Here is a 16663-nt window from a genome sequence, read left to right on the forward strand (position 1 = left end):
TCTGTATGGGCCCATGGCTCGATAGCGTGACCGGTTGGCTGGCGGCCAATCCACAGTGGCTGGCCGCAGCGGTGTTCATTGTTGCCTTTGCCGAATGCCTGGCAATTGTCGGGCTGATCGTGCCCGGCACGGTGTTGCTGTTTGCCGTGACCGTTCTGGCCGGCAGCGGCGCGCTGTCGTTGAGCGAAACCTTGTTGCTGGGTTTCCTCGGCGGGATATCAGGTGATCTGGTCTCGTACTTCCTCGGCCGACACTTCCATCAGAACATCCGGCGACTGCCCGGATTGCGCCATCACCCGGAATGGATGGCCGGCGCCGAAACCTATTTTCAGCGCTACGGTATCGCCAGCCTGCTGGTCGGACGTTTCATCGGCCCGTTGCGGCCCATGCTGCCGATGGTTGCCGGGATGTGCGACATGCCCTTCCCGCGCTTCGCCGCCGTCAGCCTTCTGGCCGCCGCCGGCTGGAGTCTGGCCTACCTGCTGCCAGGTTGGGCCACCGGAGCAGCGATCCGCCTGCCATTGCCCGAAGGCTTCTGGCTTGAGGCCGGGATAGTCGCCGGCTGTATCGCAGCCATGGTCGGCCTCAGTGTAAACAGCAGCCTGCGCCGCCATCGCCGCGCAACGGTCTGGGTCAGCAGCATGAACCTGTTGATTCTGATCGGCCTGTTCATCGGCTATCCGCACCTGACAGCCCTCGACCAGGGCGTGATGACGCTGGTACAGGAACATCGTCAACCCGTGCTGGATGAAGTCGCGGTCACGCTCACTCTGATCGGCGAGTTCCGCAATATGCTGATGTTCAGCATCCTGCTGACCGTCCTGCTGTTGCTTTGTCGGCAGTGGCGTCAGGCGATTTTCGTCGGCAGCACCCTTCTCTGCACCGCGCTGGCCAACACCGCGACCAAACAGTTTTTCGCCCGGGTACGCCCGGACGTGCTGACCGACCCACTCACCAGTTACAGCATGCCCAGCGGCCACGCCTCGGGTTCGTTTGCCTTGTTCCTGGCCCTGGCCGTCCTCGCCGGACGCGGGCAGCCGTCACGCATGCGCCTGACGTGGCTGATGATCGGTTGCATTCCAGCCTCGGCAATTGCTCTGTCGCGCGTCTATCTGGGAGCGCACTGGCCGACGGATATTCTCGCCGGCGCCATGCTGGCCGCTGGCGTGTGTGCGGCGAGTCTGTGGCTGAGCCAGCGCAAATTACCGCTCAATGCAATGCCGGTCAAAGTCTGGTGGCTGATTCTGCCGGCCATGGTGACACTGTTCGGTTTTTTCGTACTGCGTCATTTGCCACATACCCTGTTGCGCTACGCCTACTAATAAATCGATTTACAACTATCACGCCCTCCACACTGCTCTTTAAGGAAACTTCCGACGAGAGCAGTGTTATCCCCCTACTCCAACTTACCGACGCCAAGTGAATATTCTTAATTCACAGCGCAAGAGCAGCGTCACACTTCGAACCCAACAATCAAAGTTACATATTTTGCTTGCGAACAAGGCAATGGCGCCTTTCATATCTCTGGAATTCAGTTAAATTCGACTCAACAACTTATTCAGCACAAACCCCCGCTTATCTTTTAAATAAATAAAAACAATCAAATACTTTCATATATTTAGCACTGAGTAATTCATGAGTCCGAAGTTACCTCGAAAACCCCCAAAATCAAACGTGGAAACGCCAGATTCAATGACGCCACCATCACGACGCCCCGACGTAGCGTTCGATCCTTTTGTACCCCATAGAGCCGGGTTCACTGATTCAACGAATTCATCTATAGAACCGGTCACAAGCACCGATCTTGCCCGGCAACCGGCTGTTGAAGTCATTCCCGCGCCGCGGCAAGGCTTTGCGCCCCGCACAAACGACGGTTCCGTGGGTGATTATTGGCTCTCAGAGAATTTTCTGCGCGGCATGAAACCCGCAGATGCAGAAGGTTTTCGCTGGGTCGTCGGGCGCAGGTTTGTCGACGTGGAATCCGAGGGAACGTTGCAAACCATGCATGCCGCCCTTGACGAGTCTGGCAACTATCGCGGCAAGTTTCTGACAGAGCGAACACCGTCGGGTCCAATCCTCTATAAAAACGACGGACACCCCACCTGGCGCCTGACGCAACAGGTCAGCGAAAGTCCCGTGGTCAGCCATGAGCGTCAGACGGAAAACATCGCCTTGCCCAAAAGGCCCGCGCCGCCAACCAGCGAGCTGCCAGATCTGACTTCCACCGCCAAGAGACCTCGCCCACTCGACACACCGACATACATTGATCAAAGCCGTTACTCGCCAACAGGCCGCTCTCCGGATTCGCAGGGTTATTACGAACTCAGGCCCGTCTTCGGTTCGAAGGACACCAACATGCTTTTTGCATTCAGGGATCAGTTCGCCAATTGGGTTCAGGTCGAACCGCCCGCCAACGGTTTCGGCTCACAACCCACTCACTTGAAGCAGTGGACCGATCACCAGCTATGGGAGGTCTACGGGATTCAAGGTCAGGACATCGCGCGTTTCAGGGCCCAAGCCCAGTCCAGTGGAAGACCTGCGCAATGGGCCGAGCCTCGCCCTACCCATAACCCGGTGACAGACTTACTGCGCAACTCCCTGCGCTGGATGCTGGCGGACTCAAGCCTCACGCAACGCGAGACGTTCCTGCAATCGTTCAACCTGCTGCCGAGCCAACTGATCCGTTTGCAGCGACACCTGCAGACCGAGCTGACAATGCCCCAATGGGCGCTGGCGCACAAACGCCTGACCGAAGACATCGACAATCCCCACCGACTCGATCTGCTGAGCCGCGATGCCGTCGAGGAGTTGAATCTCAAACGCAACGCACGTCACGACTGGTACAACCCCGAAACCAGCATGACATTCGAACTGCGTGAAGCACTCTTGAGCAAACTGGGTTATCTGCGCAACAAGTACAACTGCCTGTACCGGACCGACATCCCAGCGCTCTTTCGAGGCGACGAGCGTACGCCGTTCGAACTCGCCAATGACGACACCATGCTGCCTCGTTACCACCACGAACCCGGCGCTACCACTCACAAGCCGATGAGCGCGACCTTCAGCCTGAAAGAAGGCCAGATGTACGCCAGCGCGCCCGATCCCGAGTACTTGCAGTTCAACAGCCAGACCAACAAGTACCCGGGACGGGACGCCGACGCCAGCGACTCGGACAGTAATGCCAGTGACGCCAGCGACATAAAAAACGCCGACTCGTCAGACTGGTCCGAGGCCGAGAGCCCGATCGCCTGGGATTACGACCGCGATTACGAGCCCATCCGAACGCGGCAAAAGGAAATGTTCCTGTATGCCCTGGACACCCGCAACCTGGAAGTCGTCCCGCATGAAGAAAATTACCTGTTCAACTCCGCGGCGCGCCAGACGCCTCCGACCTGGTTTCCTTCCGACGATTTCGAGGGTTTGATTTCGGTCACCAGAAGCGGGCTTGAGGCGGACCGTATCTGGCTGTTGAACTCGACACTGACCAAGGGCGCCAAGGTCGAGGACATCACGCTACAAGCAGGCGCACGTGCCGAGCGCATCGAAGCTGCCACCCATGCGGGTCACCGCAATTACCCGGAATATGACCAACTGATCGACAAGGTCGAGGCGGCTGGCCTGCCGATACTCCGCCTGTCGGGCAACAAAAACGAGTTCGGTCATGACATCACCTGGCCCGGAGTCACGGGCACCTGAGGAATCATCAGTCACTCAAGTTCAGCGGCACACCGGTACGGAAACCGGACGTCATAGGTTCATCATTAAAGGATTAATACGTGTCAAAAATCATTGCTCCACCCCTGCACATTTCAAATGTCCAACCCATTGAGGTAACGCCCATTGATGCCTCGGCCAACCTCCATGCGCCACCGGCCGGCCGGGTGGACAGCGCAGCAACACTGGCAGTAACCGCACCGATACCCGACGCCGACGCGCCCTATCGACGCACACTCAAGTCCCTCGACAAACACTTCGGCCCACTGCGCATTGGTGAAGTGCTGACCAGTCGCGTCGAGCTCCAGGCCTTGGGTGCGATGGTCAATGGCCAGCCCATCAGCCCCGCCAACGCCGGCATGCAGGTAGCTGATCAAACCTTTCTGGACGGACTCAACTTCCACTCGGCGTCCGTCGAGAGCCGATTGAAGTCAGTCGATATTCCAGACAGCGGCGTGGTGGCGATGCTTTTCTATGAAATTGCCTGCAAGCGCTCGCCCGATGCCATGCCGCTGTTCGTCAGCGATACACCGCTGGCCTCCGGCAGTGCGATGGCGCAGCTCAATCAGCTGGGCCAGGCCGCGCAGAATCTGGATATTCACCGGGCCGATTCGTTTGACAACGCTCCTGGCTGGGTCAACGGGAGGGCAAGCTACCTGATGAATGGCTTCGGCGTGGGCCTGCAAGCATTCGGCATCTACAGCGGATTCATGGGGGTAATGGACGGAATCAAGAAAGGTGACGCAGGGGAAGCGATATTCCAGGGCGCGTCGATCGCCGCCGAGTTCGGCTCACTGATCATCGAACAGGGGTTTAACAAGGGTGGCGAAGCGATGCTCAGGCACGGCTCGACCACCTTCAAGCTTTTTCCTGGCACCTCGGCAGGCAAATACCTGAGTCGAGGTGCCGGACTGTTTGCCAGTGCGATCACCCTGCCCTTCGACATCATCAATGCCGTCAATTCCTTCAATGCGGCGGCGCAAGCAAAAGGCAAGGAAGCGCAGGATCATTACGTCAACGCGGGTGTGAGTGTAGCGGGCGCAGGTATCAGCCTGGTGCTGGGCGTGGCGGCGATCGCGGGGTTCGGCAGTACCGCCGGACCTGTCGGCCTCGTTGCCGCTGCGGTGCTTATATTCGGCTCGATGATTTACTCGGCAGCCCGAGTCGTGGACGACATCGATGACTACATCGAACTGAGCACCCGCGAACGCTTGCGCTCCGGCTGGTTCGCTTTTACCGGCAAGGATCTGGACAAGGAAGTCATGGATCGCTTCAAGCTCTCCAAAGGCTATCGTGACCACCAGGAACAGCTGGAGATGTCAGCCAAAGAGCTGCTCGACGGCGCCTACAAAAACGCCATCGAACACATTGTCGACGGCGCTTTCAAGGCTGAATTGAAGACAGTGGAACTCTGGCGCTATCAGTGGGACGAAAGCGCCGGCGAAAAACCGTTCAAACTCGACAGTCAGGCCGTCATCGTTGGTGCAGACGACGTGATTGATGCGGGCAACGGTCTGCCCGAGGATCTGAAAGGCAAAGTCAGCGGGACTGCTGGCGATGACAAAGGGGTTTTCTGGCGCCTGGGCGACGGCAATGACCGGGTCATCGGCGTCAAGGCCAAACCCAACCTGTTTGCCTATCGCGAGGGTCACAAGGCGCTGACCGGGGGCGACAAGAATGACGCGTTTTACCAGGAGGTCACCGAACAGGAACTTGATCGTCTGACCAAACCGGCTCATCTCAGCGTGCTGGATGGCGGCGCAGGCTCTGACACCCTGGCCTTCGAAGGCAGCCGTCCGCTCAGTGATACCCGCCACGTCGGCCACGACATCGACCTGCAAAGCGGCCAGGTGAAATTGCGCAGACTCGACGCGGCTGGCGATGCCGTCGAAGTCGCGCATCTCACCTCGATCGAGAACATCTCGACCTTGCGCAAAGGCACAAGCCACGTCACCGGAAACAACGACGCCAATCGAGTGGCGGCCAACGGTTACGACCGCATCAGCACGGGCGGCGGAAACGACAGAATCGACATCTTTGGCCCCGATTGTCATGTCGATGGCGGCAGCGGCACCGACCACTATTACATCGCCGACACCAACGCACGAACGACAATTGTCGAGGACGGCGAACAATCGAGCGTCATCGAATTCGGCTGGCCGAGAGAAATCATTCAGCGCTGGGAGATCGTCGGTACCTCGCTGATCGTCAGCTCGTTGCGCGACAGGGATGGGCGCGATCCCGAGCACGTACTGACCCTCAAAGACATCTACGAATCGATCGACGGACAGCGCCAGTTGAAAAATGGACGGTGGCTGTTCAGAACCCAGGACGGGTATGAACTGTTGCCGCTCCTGCCCCAGCAATTAGGTGAGTCGTTGAGCCAAGCGATTGAAGTCGCGCAGACCGTCAAGGGCCGACCCGCTCCCGCTGCCGACATTGTCAATCACGGTACCGTACTGATCACGGAGCAGGGTTCAAAACGGCATTTTGTGTCACGCGCAGACGGCAGGGTCGAATTTCTAGCCACGCGTCACACGCCGCTAACCTCCCGAGAGGTTTATCTCGACTTCAAGGATTCGGAAATTGTCAAAGTGGTCGTCAGTTATGACGTCGAAACGCTTAAAGGCGTATCGGGCAACACCCACTTGATCTACAAGGACATCAACCTCTCGATTTTGCTGCCATCAAAAGTGGTGGTGTTCAAAGGGATTATTCAGCCGATTACCGCCGCCACCGGCTACGGCGGCAGAAACAGCCTGAAAGTCACGACACCGCGCCTGATGCAAGACATTGCCGTGATCCTGCAGGACCAAGTGTCGTATCGACTTCAAGTTCCCTCACTGAACTACGAAGATGATGCCAAAAATCCCGGCAACAGGATTTACGCCACCCGTAGTTGCCTCAAGCGCCGCAATGGCAACTATCTGTGTATCCAGCCACGACTCGCAAAGGCCATTGCGCTGCCCCCGGCCCCCAGAAAGATTGTCATCGAACCCCGGCCCCACACCGGCATTTATCTGCTGGAAGGCCAGAGCTCAATTTACGATGTCTACCTGGCCAGCAACTCGATCATTCGCCTGTCCACCCCGCAAGCAGCGGCTGGAACTGCCGACGCCTCGACCTGGACTCTCTACAGCGAAACATTGACGGAAACGGTCACACGCGACGATATACGACTGGACTCCAACCGCTTGCGCGTCGGCAGTTGCGTCATCGAACTGCCAGGCATCGAGGGCAATATTGCGGTGGAGTCGATCAGCGTAGCGACCTCATCCGGCAATATTTATGAAGTGTCACTTCTGTTTGAAGTCATCCAGCTCTACGTTATCGACGCCCGACACTATTCCAGTATTGAAGCGCTGCAAGCCGATATCCGTGCGCATCAACAGCGCAGCGAACTGGCCGTAAAAGTTTACATAACAAATATCGGTTTAAAGACGGGAACCATCGGCACTGTGTATTACAGCTCGTTGAGGAACTACTGGGGTGTCGATACTGACCCACATGAGCCCATCAAACCCGAAGAGCTGACAATCGCGCCGGTCAGCCAGGCCTGAGCGCTCTCTTCTCAAATTTAAGGGCGCGCCGGTATGGATCTGATGGCCATGCCGGCCAACCCGATTCAGCCAATGGATGGCTGATTCACTGACATGGAGTCAAACCTTATGCGCAATAAACCCAAAGCCCCTCAACGCTCCCCAGCGGTCGATACAGCCCAACCGCCGCTCTCCCGCCCGAGTTCGCCCGAGGCCGGGGGGGACTATCTGGATTTCGGGCTACCTCCCCGTGTCAGGCCCCACGGTTCGGTCGATTGGAACGTATCGTCAGACGTGAGAACCGGCAATCCCACGCCTGAGACTTCGCACACACAAGCCCGCCTGTCGGTGACGCAGAGGGATGATCTTGCCCCGACGCAACCCAAGATCAGCCAATCTCCGCTGCAGGACTATGTCCAGCGCCCGCCGGCCAATCTCGCCGTCGATCACGATGCAGCTGGCCTGAGACTCTTCAAGGGCAGGTCTTTTGCCGACGTTGTCGGCGATAACGCGCAAAGCGACATCAAGACCGTGATGGTAGGGTTCGATGACAAAATGAAAGCCTACCGGGCCCAGTTGCCCAGTGAGCGAACCCCCTCCGGACCACCGCTTTATCGCATCGTCGAGAGCAATACCTGGAGCTTGCAAAAGCCGATTGATTACTACGACACCGAAAGGCTCGCGTTCTCCCATCTACCGGACGCACAAGGCTATTACGCCGTTTCCTTTCGCGATTTTTTTGACCGGAACAAAATGCACGATGGTTACGGGTTCGCCCTTCGCGATGAGCATGACAAATGGTTCAAGGTCGATCCGCTCGAAGCTCGGGGAGAGGCGTCCATTCCCTTGAAATTTGAACACTTGGCCGATGGCGACATCTGGAACATGTATCGCCTGCGAGGGGCAGAAACACTGGTCTTTCGGGACGAAGCGCAAGCCAGCGGCAAAGTGCCTGACTGGGTCCGACGCGTCCAGGAGCCAGACACGTTCAAATACGTGACAGGTTCATTGCGATTGCTCTATCCGCAAAAGTCCGCCATAGAATGCGAGCGACTGCTCAGAAGCTACAACCTGAGCGTCACTCAGCAGGTTCGTCTGAGGAAGGATCTGGACATCGGCTCGATCCCCGAATGGGCAGAACAGCACAAGCGACTGACCAACAGCGATGATGATCGGCGATTCGAGCAGATCGCGCAGGAACTTGACCCCTACATTGTCAGATTGAGAACCGAAGGCGAGCTCCCTTCCCGCGATTTACCCGACGTCAGGCAGCGCTATGAAGCCGAATTCCTCAACGGGTATTTAAAGCGTGCAGGCTATAAACAAAACCTGCACGGCTTCCTATACCGAACCGACATCCCTGCAATGTTCCGGGCCGATCTGCGAACGCCTTTTGAACTGGCGCGGGACAAACGCCTATTGAGATTGAGGGGCAACCCCTCCGACTCCACGACCCGATGGGCTTTTAGCGTGACATTCAGCCTGGCCGGTGTGTTGGACTACATGGGCTTTGGTTACTACTCCAACCCTCGAAATTACAACAGCCAGGCCAACCGGTATCCAGGACATATCAGTTCTGACAGCGATTCGCCGAGTGACCATCGATTTGAATCGGCAGGGGAATCTGATACGTCGTTTGAAATGGACCACTCGCGTGACTATCGATTGCTGCGGCGCAAACAGACACTTGGCTTCCTTTATGTCATCGACACTCGCGGTATCGAGGTGGTGCCCGGAGCGGAAAACGTTTACCTGAACAACAAGGATTTTGAAGCGGATCACATGGAAGGCCGCCTATCAATGCCTACGCGGGGTATCAGCGCAGAGAGGATCTGGCTGGTGCACTCGAATCGGAACAAGGCAGCAAGGGTTGAAGATGTCTTCCGACAGGCCGGTGATGACGCGAAGGCTATCGAGAAAGCCACGTGGGACGGAACCGACGGCAACTCAGTGTGGTATTCGGGCGAAACACCTTATGACCGCTTGATCAATCGGGTAGCCGATTCCGGCGGCGTGATCCTGCATTTGCCGAAAGGCGAATTCACGCTCTCCGGCGACGTTGTCTGGCCCGTTCCCGAGCACTCCAGGCCTTGACCGTATAGCGAACCAACACACATACGCGCCAGCCATCTCAGTTGTGACTGGCGCTGCTTTCGCGCAAAAGAACGCTACAAACCCGGCAGCCTATGGACAGGCAGCTTTATCCAAAAAAGGAGTTTTATTGCATGCGACCCAAACCGGGCTCACCCCCAAAATCAAAGATGGATACACCCGGCCCCTCGGCCCCCCGCCCAATCACACCTGGCAACAGGCCAAACGATCCGGATTTCCACCTGCCCGGTCGACTCAGCCCTGGCAGCTCGAACGAGTTCTCGGCCGCAGTGAGAGCCGACCGCCCGACCGCAGGGACCGCGCACCAAGGGATCACTGTCACCGTCACGCCGATGCCCGATGTCGTTGCGCCCCGGCCTGCTGTCACGACCTCTCCTCTGGAGCCCTACGTATTGAACGTCGGGAGCCATCTACCCGCGCCGGCTGCAGACGGACTGAGAACCTACAATGGCAGACAATTTGCGGACGTCAGCAGCGATGATCCAGACACCGGCATCCAGACGGTCATGGTGATGTACCACGCCCCCATGAAAGCCTATCGGGCAAAGTCGCTGAACAAACGTGATCTATGGGGCCCACCGCTTTACCGAATGGCCGACAGCAATGCCTGGAGTCTGAAAAAACCGAGTGAGTACTATGACCTCCGTCAGCACACCATTTCCCAGCTTCCAGATCACCAAGGCTACTATTCGGTTCGGCGCCACAGTGAGGCTGACCCCAATCTTTTTTATCCGGGAACCGGTTACGCCTTCAGGGATGAAAAACAAAGGTGGGTCAAGGTCGACCCGCTTGAAGCTCGGGGAGATCGTTCTTTAACCGTGAAACTTGAGCAATGGACCGACGGCGATATCTGGCGCATGTATCGCTTGCAGGGTGCAGAGGCGTGGGTGTTTCGTAATGAGGCGCAAGTCAGCGGCACGGCGCCTGACTGGGCCCGCCGCTTCAAGGGCGTGAAAGCGCACGACTATCTGGTTGATTCGCTAAGGTGGCTCCATCCACAAATGTCTGCCACTGAGCGTGCGCAATGGCTGCGCAGCTACAACTTGACCGTGGCACAGCAGATCCGCCTGCGTCAGGAGCTGGAAAGCGGACCGTTTCCCGAATGGGCGGAACAACACAAACGCTTGACTCAAAACAAGGATGACAACCAGCGGTTTAGCCTGATCGCACAAGAATTGGAGCCCTACCTTCTCAAGTTGAGAAATCATGGCTTCGAGTATGTGAAGGATCTACCTCCCGCACAGCAACGATATGAAGCCGAGTTTCTGAAAAACTACACAGACCATGCGGGGTATCAGCGCAATGTGCATCTCGCTTTGTATCGAACCGACATCCCCGCCATGTTCCGGGGCGACCACCGCACGCCTTTCGAGTTGGCACGGGATAAACGCATGGTCAGGCTCAAGGGCAATCCCTCTGGCGTCACCACAAAATGGGCTTTGAGTGCGACATTCAGTCTGGGCAAGGCCTTGTGGTACAAAACCGAGTTGGGTGGATACTCCCACCCCCTGCATTACAACTCCCAGGCCAATCGGTATCCGGGCAAGATTTCTGATGGCGATATCTCACCCGGTAGTCGCGATGGTTCGGATGCAGAATCTGACACCTCGTTTGAACTGGATTACTCCAAAGACTACCCACTGGTTCGGCGCCAGCAGACCCAAGGCTTCCTTTATGTCATCGATACCCGCGGCATCGAAGTCGTACCCGGCGCGGAAAACCGCTACCTGAACAATCTGGATTTTGAAGCAGATCCGACAGAGGGGCGCCTGTCGATGCCGACACGGGGCATCAGTGCGCAGAGGCTCTGGCTGGTGAACTCGCAACTGACCCGTGCAGCGTGCGTCGAGGATGTATTCAAATGTGCCGGCGGCAGTGTCAGCGCTATCGAGAAAGCAACCTGGAACGGAACGCTCACTTACAGCGAGCAAGGCACCACGGTTTATGACGCGCTGATAGACCGAGTAGGCGCCGATGGCGCGAAGGTACTGTTCTTGCCGAAAGGACGCGACACATTTGCAGGTGACATCACCTGGCCGACACCCGAGCATGAAAAACCTTGAACTGAAGCCAACGGTTTGACCGAATGAATCGCGCCATACCTCTAATCGAGGCATGGCGCTTTTTTATCAGGTAACGGCAGAAAGTTTTTCAACAACTTTAATTACAAACACGGCAGAACTGTAATTAAAAGCATCATGCTTCGACGGATTGGGGTTTACATTCAGGAACGTGCTCATCCCCTTGACCACACGGTGATACAAAGGCCTGTTATTCGACTCACTGCCCAAACCAATATAGGCCGCCCCGGATTCGATATCGCTGAAAGTAGTGCTCGACGCCCCAAGCTTATTGATCGAAAAATAATCCGTTTTACCAGCAGTGCTGGCCAATAGATTATGTGTTTTGTTTTCGAAGGTTAATCTGGCGTTATCAAACTCGCCTCGCTGCACTACATGAATCGCGTATCGGTCGTCCTGTGCAACAAACTTCAACAGTAAAGGCTCGTCGTGTTCGTGATCAGCAAGGGTGAGCAAACTGGCGACACGCGAATCTGCCAGGCTAACTTCGGCATCCAGTTGCTCGCGTTTGGTAAGACGCGGCCTGCGTAAACGTTGTTGGAGACATTGTTGATTCAGTACTACCGGCAAACCGTCAAGGTAAAGGTTTGCAGTAAATGTGATGTCGGTGTTTATCGATACAGTCATAAAATTTCCATCCATGGACGCACTGGCGCCGTGATTATCACGGCGCCAGGCCATCTGAAAAAACAGTCAGGCGGTAGCCGCTGCCACTACGGCTTTCGCGGTTGCAGACATACGCGGAACTTCACTGACAGGAATCTTTTCAGATTTTCGCTTACGCCGCGCAACCACCATCAAATCTGCATAGACGGAGGCCGCTTCAATCACATTGGCAACATTATGATCAACCCCAGCATGTTTCAAAATATACTTGCCAGCGATGTCATCCCAAAACGCCCATTCATCTTCATATACCGTCATGACGTCTTCCTTATTATTGTTCATGTCACCCGCTTCCTGCGGGGAACTTGAACTTAAAATAAAGACAAGTGCAAAACAATACTGGCAGGCATTGTGAGTTGATTCAAAGTACAACTAGGCGAACAGTGCTCCCTGTAATTCATCGAGCAACGCCTGGATAGCATCCAGACGTTGTTGTGGATCATCGAGTTGCAGCAGATCGATCTTGTCTTCCTCGGCGAACGGAAGCAGATAGGCCAACTGATTGGCGAGCGACTGCTGACCCGGCGCATCAGTGCCCATGTTCAACGCCTCGACCATCGGGTGTTCGGCCAAAGCCTTGAGCAAGGCAACCAGGTCGGCGTCCTCGTCCTGCAACGGTTGCTCGGGATCGTCGTCCAGCCACTCGACGTCGGCGAGGATCAACTGATCGCGCTGCACGTCGGTGCGCAGCACATTGAAACGCCGTCCACCCTGTACACGAATGCCCAACAGCCCATTGTCCTGCTGCTGGAAATCGGTGATCCGCGCCTCGCACCCGACCAAGGCAAAACCTTGCGGCGCAACGCCGACTTCATGGCCGTCGAGGATGCACACCACGCCAAAGCCACCGCCCTGTTTCATGCAGCGACCGATCATGTCCAGGTAGCGCGCCTCGAAGATCTGCAAGTCGAGGTTGCAGCCAGGAAACAGCACTGTGTTCAGCGGGAAAAGCGGCAGACTCATAGACATTTCCTTACACCACCATCGACACCGCCAACGGCAGGAACACCGCCGTGGCCACGCCCATCAGACTCATCGCCAGCGCCGCGAAGGCGCCGCACTCATCACTTTCCTGCAACGCCACCGAAGTGCCGACCGCATGCGCGGTCATGCCCAGCGCCATGCCGCGCGCCTCGGGGCTGTGCACACCGAGCCGGGTCAACAACGCCGGGCCGAAGATTGCACCGATCACCCCGGTGATCAACACAAACACCGCCGCCAATGCGGCGACACCGCCGATCTGCTCGGCCACCAGCATGGCGATCGGCGAAGTCACCGACTTGGGTGCCATGGTCATCAGGATCATGTGATCGGCGCCGAACCACCAGCCCAGCAAAACGCCCATCCCCGTGGCAACCACCCCACCTATCACCAGCGTAGTAAAAATCGGCCAGAACAATTGGCGAATGCGTTTGAGGTTCAGATACAGCGGCACCGCCAGCGCCACGGTCGCCGGCCCCAGCAGAATGCTGAGGATCTCGGTGCTCTTGCGGTATTCGGCGTACGTCAGGCCACAGCCCACCAGCACACCGATCACCAACAGCATGGAGACCAGCACCGGTTGCAAAAAGATCCAGCGGGTTTTCTCGAACGCCGCCAGCACGAGTTGATAGGCACCGAGGGTGATGCCAATGCCGAACAGCGGATGGTGGATCACGGAATCCCAGGCACCTTGCCAGTCGAAAAGCATCAGGACTCCTCCGAGCGGTGCGTGTGACGCCTGACCATGCGCTGCATCAGCACCCCGGCGAAGGCCATCGACAGAATCAACGACACCACCAGTGCGCCGACAATCGCCCAGAAGTCGGCGGCAATCGCCGCGGCGTAAACCATCACGCCCACTGCCGGTGGCACCAGCAGCAACGGCAGATAACGCAGCAGGCTAGCGGCCGCGAGGTTCAGCGGTTCGTCGACCTCACCACGCATGATCAGGAACACCAGCAACAGCAGCAGGCCGATGATCGGCCCCGGCAGCACCGGCAACAGCAAGTGATTGAGCGCCGTGCCGAGCAATTGAAACAGCACCAGCAGGGTCAGGCCACGTAGCAACATCCGACATCTCCGTCTTACTTTCCGCCCAGCAGGGGCTCGGCATTATAAGCACGCCTGCGCTATGGATCGGCATTCGCCAAAAGCATGGTCAGTTGACCTGAGCAAATCGCCATGATGATCTACAGTGGTTCGCAGGGCGGTCAAATCCCCCACCTGAAAAACTATAAAACCGATGAACCCAAGGAGAGTCTCAATGCCCTATGTTCCCGTTGCAGAGCTCAAAGATTATGTCGGCAAGGAACTCGGACGTTCCGAATGGCTCACCATCGATCAGGAGCGCATCAACCTGTTCGCCGAAGCCACCGGGGATTATCAGTTCATTCACGTCGACCCGGTCAAAGCCGCGCAAACGCCATTTGGCAGCACCATTGCCCACGGTTTCCTGTCGTTGTCGCTGATCCCCAAATTGATGGAAGACATCCTCGTGCTGCCGCAAGGCGTGAAGATGGTGGTCAACTATGGCCTCGACAGCGTGCGTTTCATCCAGCCAGTGAAGGTCAATTCCAAAGTTCGCCTGAAGGTCGATCTGGGCGAAGTGACCGAGAAAAAACCCGGTCAATGGCTGCTCAAAGCCACCGCGACACTGGAGATAGAAGGCTCGGACAAACCGGCCTACATCGCCGAACCCCTGTCGCTCTGCTTCGTTTAAGCGCCGGGATGCGAAGCAGCGCACGCTGTTTCGCATCCACTGTCTTACCGGCGGCTGTATAAGGTCACATAGCTGCGGCATACTCGGTCGCCTAATTGCCCGGATCCCGCTATGCGCTCACTCGCGACTCTTGCCCCCCTTGCCTTGACCCTGTTGCTTGCCGCTTGCGGCGACGGCGAATCGCTGTTGCCTCCCGATGCGCGGCTGCCGGATGGCGGACGCTATCGCGGTGAACTGGTCGACGGCTTGCTGCAAGGCCAAGGGCGCGTCGACTACCCCAACGGCAGTTGGTACGCCGGGCAGTTCGACAAGGGTCAGTGGCATGGTCAGGGCGAATGGCATGGCAGCAATGGCGAGGTCTATCGCGGCCAGTTCCAGCAAGGTCTGTTCGACGGCCAGGGCAGCCTGACCACCAACGCAAGCAGTTACACCGGGGGCTTCAAGCAGGGCCGACGGGACGGCGAAGGCACCCTGAAAGAAAACGCCATGACCTACCGTGGCGAGTTCAAGACTGATCAATATTCCGGGCTCGGCCGTCTCGAAATGGACGATGGCAGTTCCTATCAAGGCCAGTTCTCCCACGGCAAACCCAACGGCGAAGGCCAGCGTGGCGACTCCAGTGGCAACTCGTTCACCGGCCATTTCGTCAATGGTCAACTGGAAGGCAACGGCACCTTCAACAGCGCCGACGGTGACGTCTACGTCGGTGGTTTCAAGAACAACCAGTTGCACGGCAAGGGCCGCTACGAAAACGCCGACGGCGACGTGTGGCTCGGCCAGTTCAAGGAAGGCGCGCTGACCGGCAAGGGTGAACTGATCGGCGCCGACGGCAGCCATTACGTGGGCGAATTCAACGACTGGCGCTTCAGCGGTCAGGGACGCTTGAATCTGTCTGATGGCAGCTTTTACATCGGTGGTTTCGACAGCGACAGTTATTCCGGGCGCGGCACCCTGGTGCTGACCGATGGCAGCGTGATGAGCGGCACCTGGGTCAATGGCCAGCGAGTACGCGATGCCGACGGCAAGTTGCTGCCCGACATCCTCGAACTCGGCTTGCTGGCCCAGGGCCGCTTGCTTGATGACGCCTTGGCGGCCATCCCGGCCTCAACGCCAGCGGTTGAGCTGTACTCCCTGACCTTGGGCGGCGACGGCAAGCAAAGCGTGTTCCTGCGCGAATCCGATTACGTCGCCAACATGCTCAAAACGCGATTTGGGGCTTATGGCCAGATCCGTCTGGTCAACCACCGCGACCACCTCGCCGACCGACCGATGGCGACCCGGGAAAATCTGCGCCGCGCCGCGCAAACCCTCGCCGAACGCAGCGGCCCGGAAGACCTGCTGTTTATCTACCTGACCAGCCACGGCACCGCCGAACACGAACTGGTACTCGACCAGCCGCGCATGGAACTGGCCGACCTGCCCGCCGACGAACTCGCCGCAGTGCTGGCACCGCTGAAAAACCGCGACAAGATCATCGTGATTTCAGCGTGCTACTCCGGCGGTTTCATCCCGGCTCTCAAAGACGAACGCACGCTGATCATGACGGCTTCGCGCGCCGATCGCGTGTCCTTTGGCTGCTCCGAAGAAGCCAACTTCACCTACTTTGGCGATGCGCTGTTCGCCCAGGCGCTGAACCAGACCGACGATCTCGAACACGCCTTCAAACTGGCCAAAGCCACCGTCGCCGAGCGTGAACTGGCGGACAATTTCGAAGCCTCGGAGCCACAAATCTGGGCGCCGAAAACCGTGCTGTCACATTGGCAACTGCTGCGTAAACAGCAAGCCAGGAAAGCGTTGCAAAGTGCTGCATTGAACGACGCAGCGATAAAGAGCAACTAAGCTGAACAGTA

General features: G+C 57.5%; 12 protein-coding genes. 7 read left to right on the top strand and 5 right to left on the bottom strand.

Annotated features, from left to right (window positions below):
• Window positions 1-5: 5 nt before the first annotated feature.
• The 5 genes from K5E40_RS06630 (at window position 6) to K5E40_RS06650 (ending at window position 11428) form a co-directional block, all read left to right on the top strand.
• The gene (locus K5E40_RS06630) at window positions 6-1322 is read left to right on the top strand and encodes a bifunctional DedA family/phosphatase PAP2 family protein (RefSeq protein WP_221730193.1); all 1317 of its coding nucleotides are present in this window, start codon (window positions 6-8) and stop codon (window positions 1320-1322) included.
• A 679-nt stretch (window positions 1323-2001) separates the two neighbouring features.
• On the top strand, window positions 2002-3696 hold the full coding sequence (locus K5E40_RS06635; RefSeq protein WP_260455543.1) for a hypothetical protein: 1695 nt from the start codon (window positions 2002-2004) through the stop codon (window positions 3694-3696).
• Between the two features lie 80 nt (window positions 3697-3776).
• Window positions 3777-7274: a calcium-binding protein gene (locus tag K5E40_RS06640; protein ID WP_221730195.1), complete on the top strand. Its 3498-nt coding sequence runs from the start codon at window positions 3777-3779 to the stop codon at window positions 7272-7274.
• A 108-nt stretch (window positions 7275-7382) separates the two neighbouring features.
• Window positions 7383-9347 (top strand): hypothetical protein, encoded by a 1965-nt coding sequence (locus tag K5E40_RS06645; protein WP_221730196.1) that lies wholly within the window; start codon window positions 7383-7385, stop codon window positions 9345-9347.
• A gap of 131 nt (window positions 9348-9478) precedes the next feature.
• Entirely contained in the window at window positions 9479-11428 is a 1950-nt protein-coding gene (locus tag K5E40_RS06650; protein WP_221730197.1) for a hypothetical protein, read from the top strand.
• Window positions 11429-11494: 66 nt separating this feature from the next.
• On the opposite strand, the gene K5E40_RS06655 is transcribed toward K5E40_RS06650, so the two are convergent.
• The 5 genes from K5E40_RS06655 to K5E40_RS06675 form a co-directional block, all read right to left on the bottom strand.
• The gene (locus tag K5E40_RS06655; RefSeq protein ID WP_221730198.1) at window positions 11495-12073 is read right to left on the bottom strand and encodes a hypothetical protein; all 579 of its coding nucleotides are present in this window, start codon (window positions 12071-12073) and stop codon (window positions 11495-11497) included.
• Between the two features lie 66 nt (window positions 12074-12139).
• Window positions 12140-12394, bottom strand: a complete 255-nt coding sequence (locus tag K5E40_RS06660) for a hypothetical protein (RefSeq protein ID WP_260455544.1) — start codon at window positions 12392-12394, stop codon at window positions 12140-12142.
• 90 nt (window positions 12395-12484) lie between these two features.
• Window positions 12485-13075 (bottom strand): LON peptidase substrate-binding domain-containing protein, encoded by a 591-nt coding sequence (locus tag K5E40_RS06665; RefSeq protein ID WP_221730199.1) that lies wholly within the window; start codon window positions 13073-13075, stop codon window positions 12485-12487.
• A gap of 10 nt (window positions 13076-13085) precedes the next feature.
• The gene (locus tag K5E40_RS06670) at window positions 13086-13802 is read right to left on the bottom strand and encodes an LrgB family protein (protein WP_221730200.1); all 717 of its coding nucleotides are present in this window, start codon (window positions 13800-13802) and stop codon (window positions 13086-13088) included.
• Window positions 13802-14164 carry a CidA/LrgA family protein gene (locus K5E40_RS06675; protein WP_221730201.1) on the bottom strand — a complete coding sequence of 121 codons (363 nt, stop codon included), beginning with the start codon at window positions 14162-14164 and terminating at the stop codon, window positions 13802-13804. Before K5E40_RS06675 ends, K5E40_RS06670 begins: the two co-directional genes overlap by 1 nt.
• Window positions 14165-14357: 193 nt before the next feature.
• On the opposite strand from K5E40_RS06675, the gene K5E40_RS06680 reads away from it, so the two are divergent.
• Window positions 14358-14813, top strand: coding sequence for a MaoC family dehydratase (locus K5E40_RS06680; RefSeq protein ID WP_034153755.1), 456 nt, complete (start codon window positions 14358-14360; stop codon window positions 14811-14813).
• Window positions 14814-14924: 111 nt separating this feature from the next.
• On the top strand, window positions 14925-16652 hold the full coding sequence (locus K5E40_RS06685; protein ID WP_221730202.1) for a C13 family peptidase: 1728 nt from the start codon (window positions 14925-14927) through the stop codon (window positions 16650-16652).
• Window positions 16653-16663: the final 11 nt, after the last annotated feature.

The sequence above is a fragment of the Pseudomonas baetica genome (assembly GCF_019733355.1).
Taxonomy (GTDB): Bacteria; Pseudomonadota; Gammaproteobacteria; order Pseudomonadales; family Pseudomonadaceae; genus Aquipseudomonas; species Aquipseudomonas baetica_A.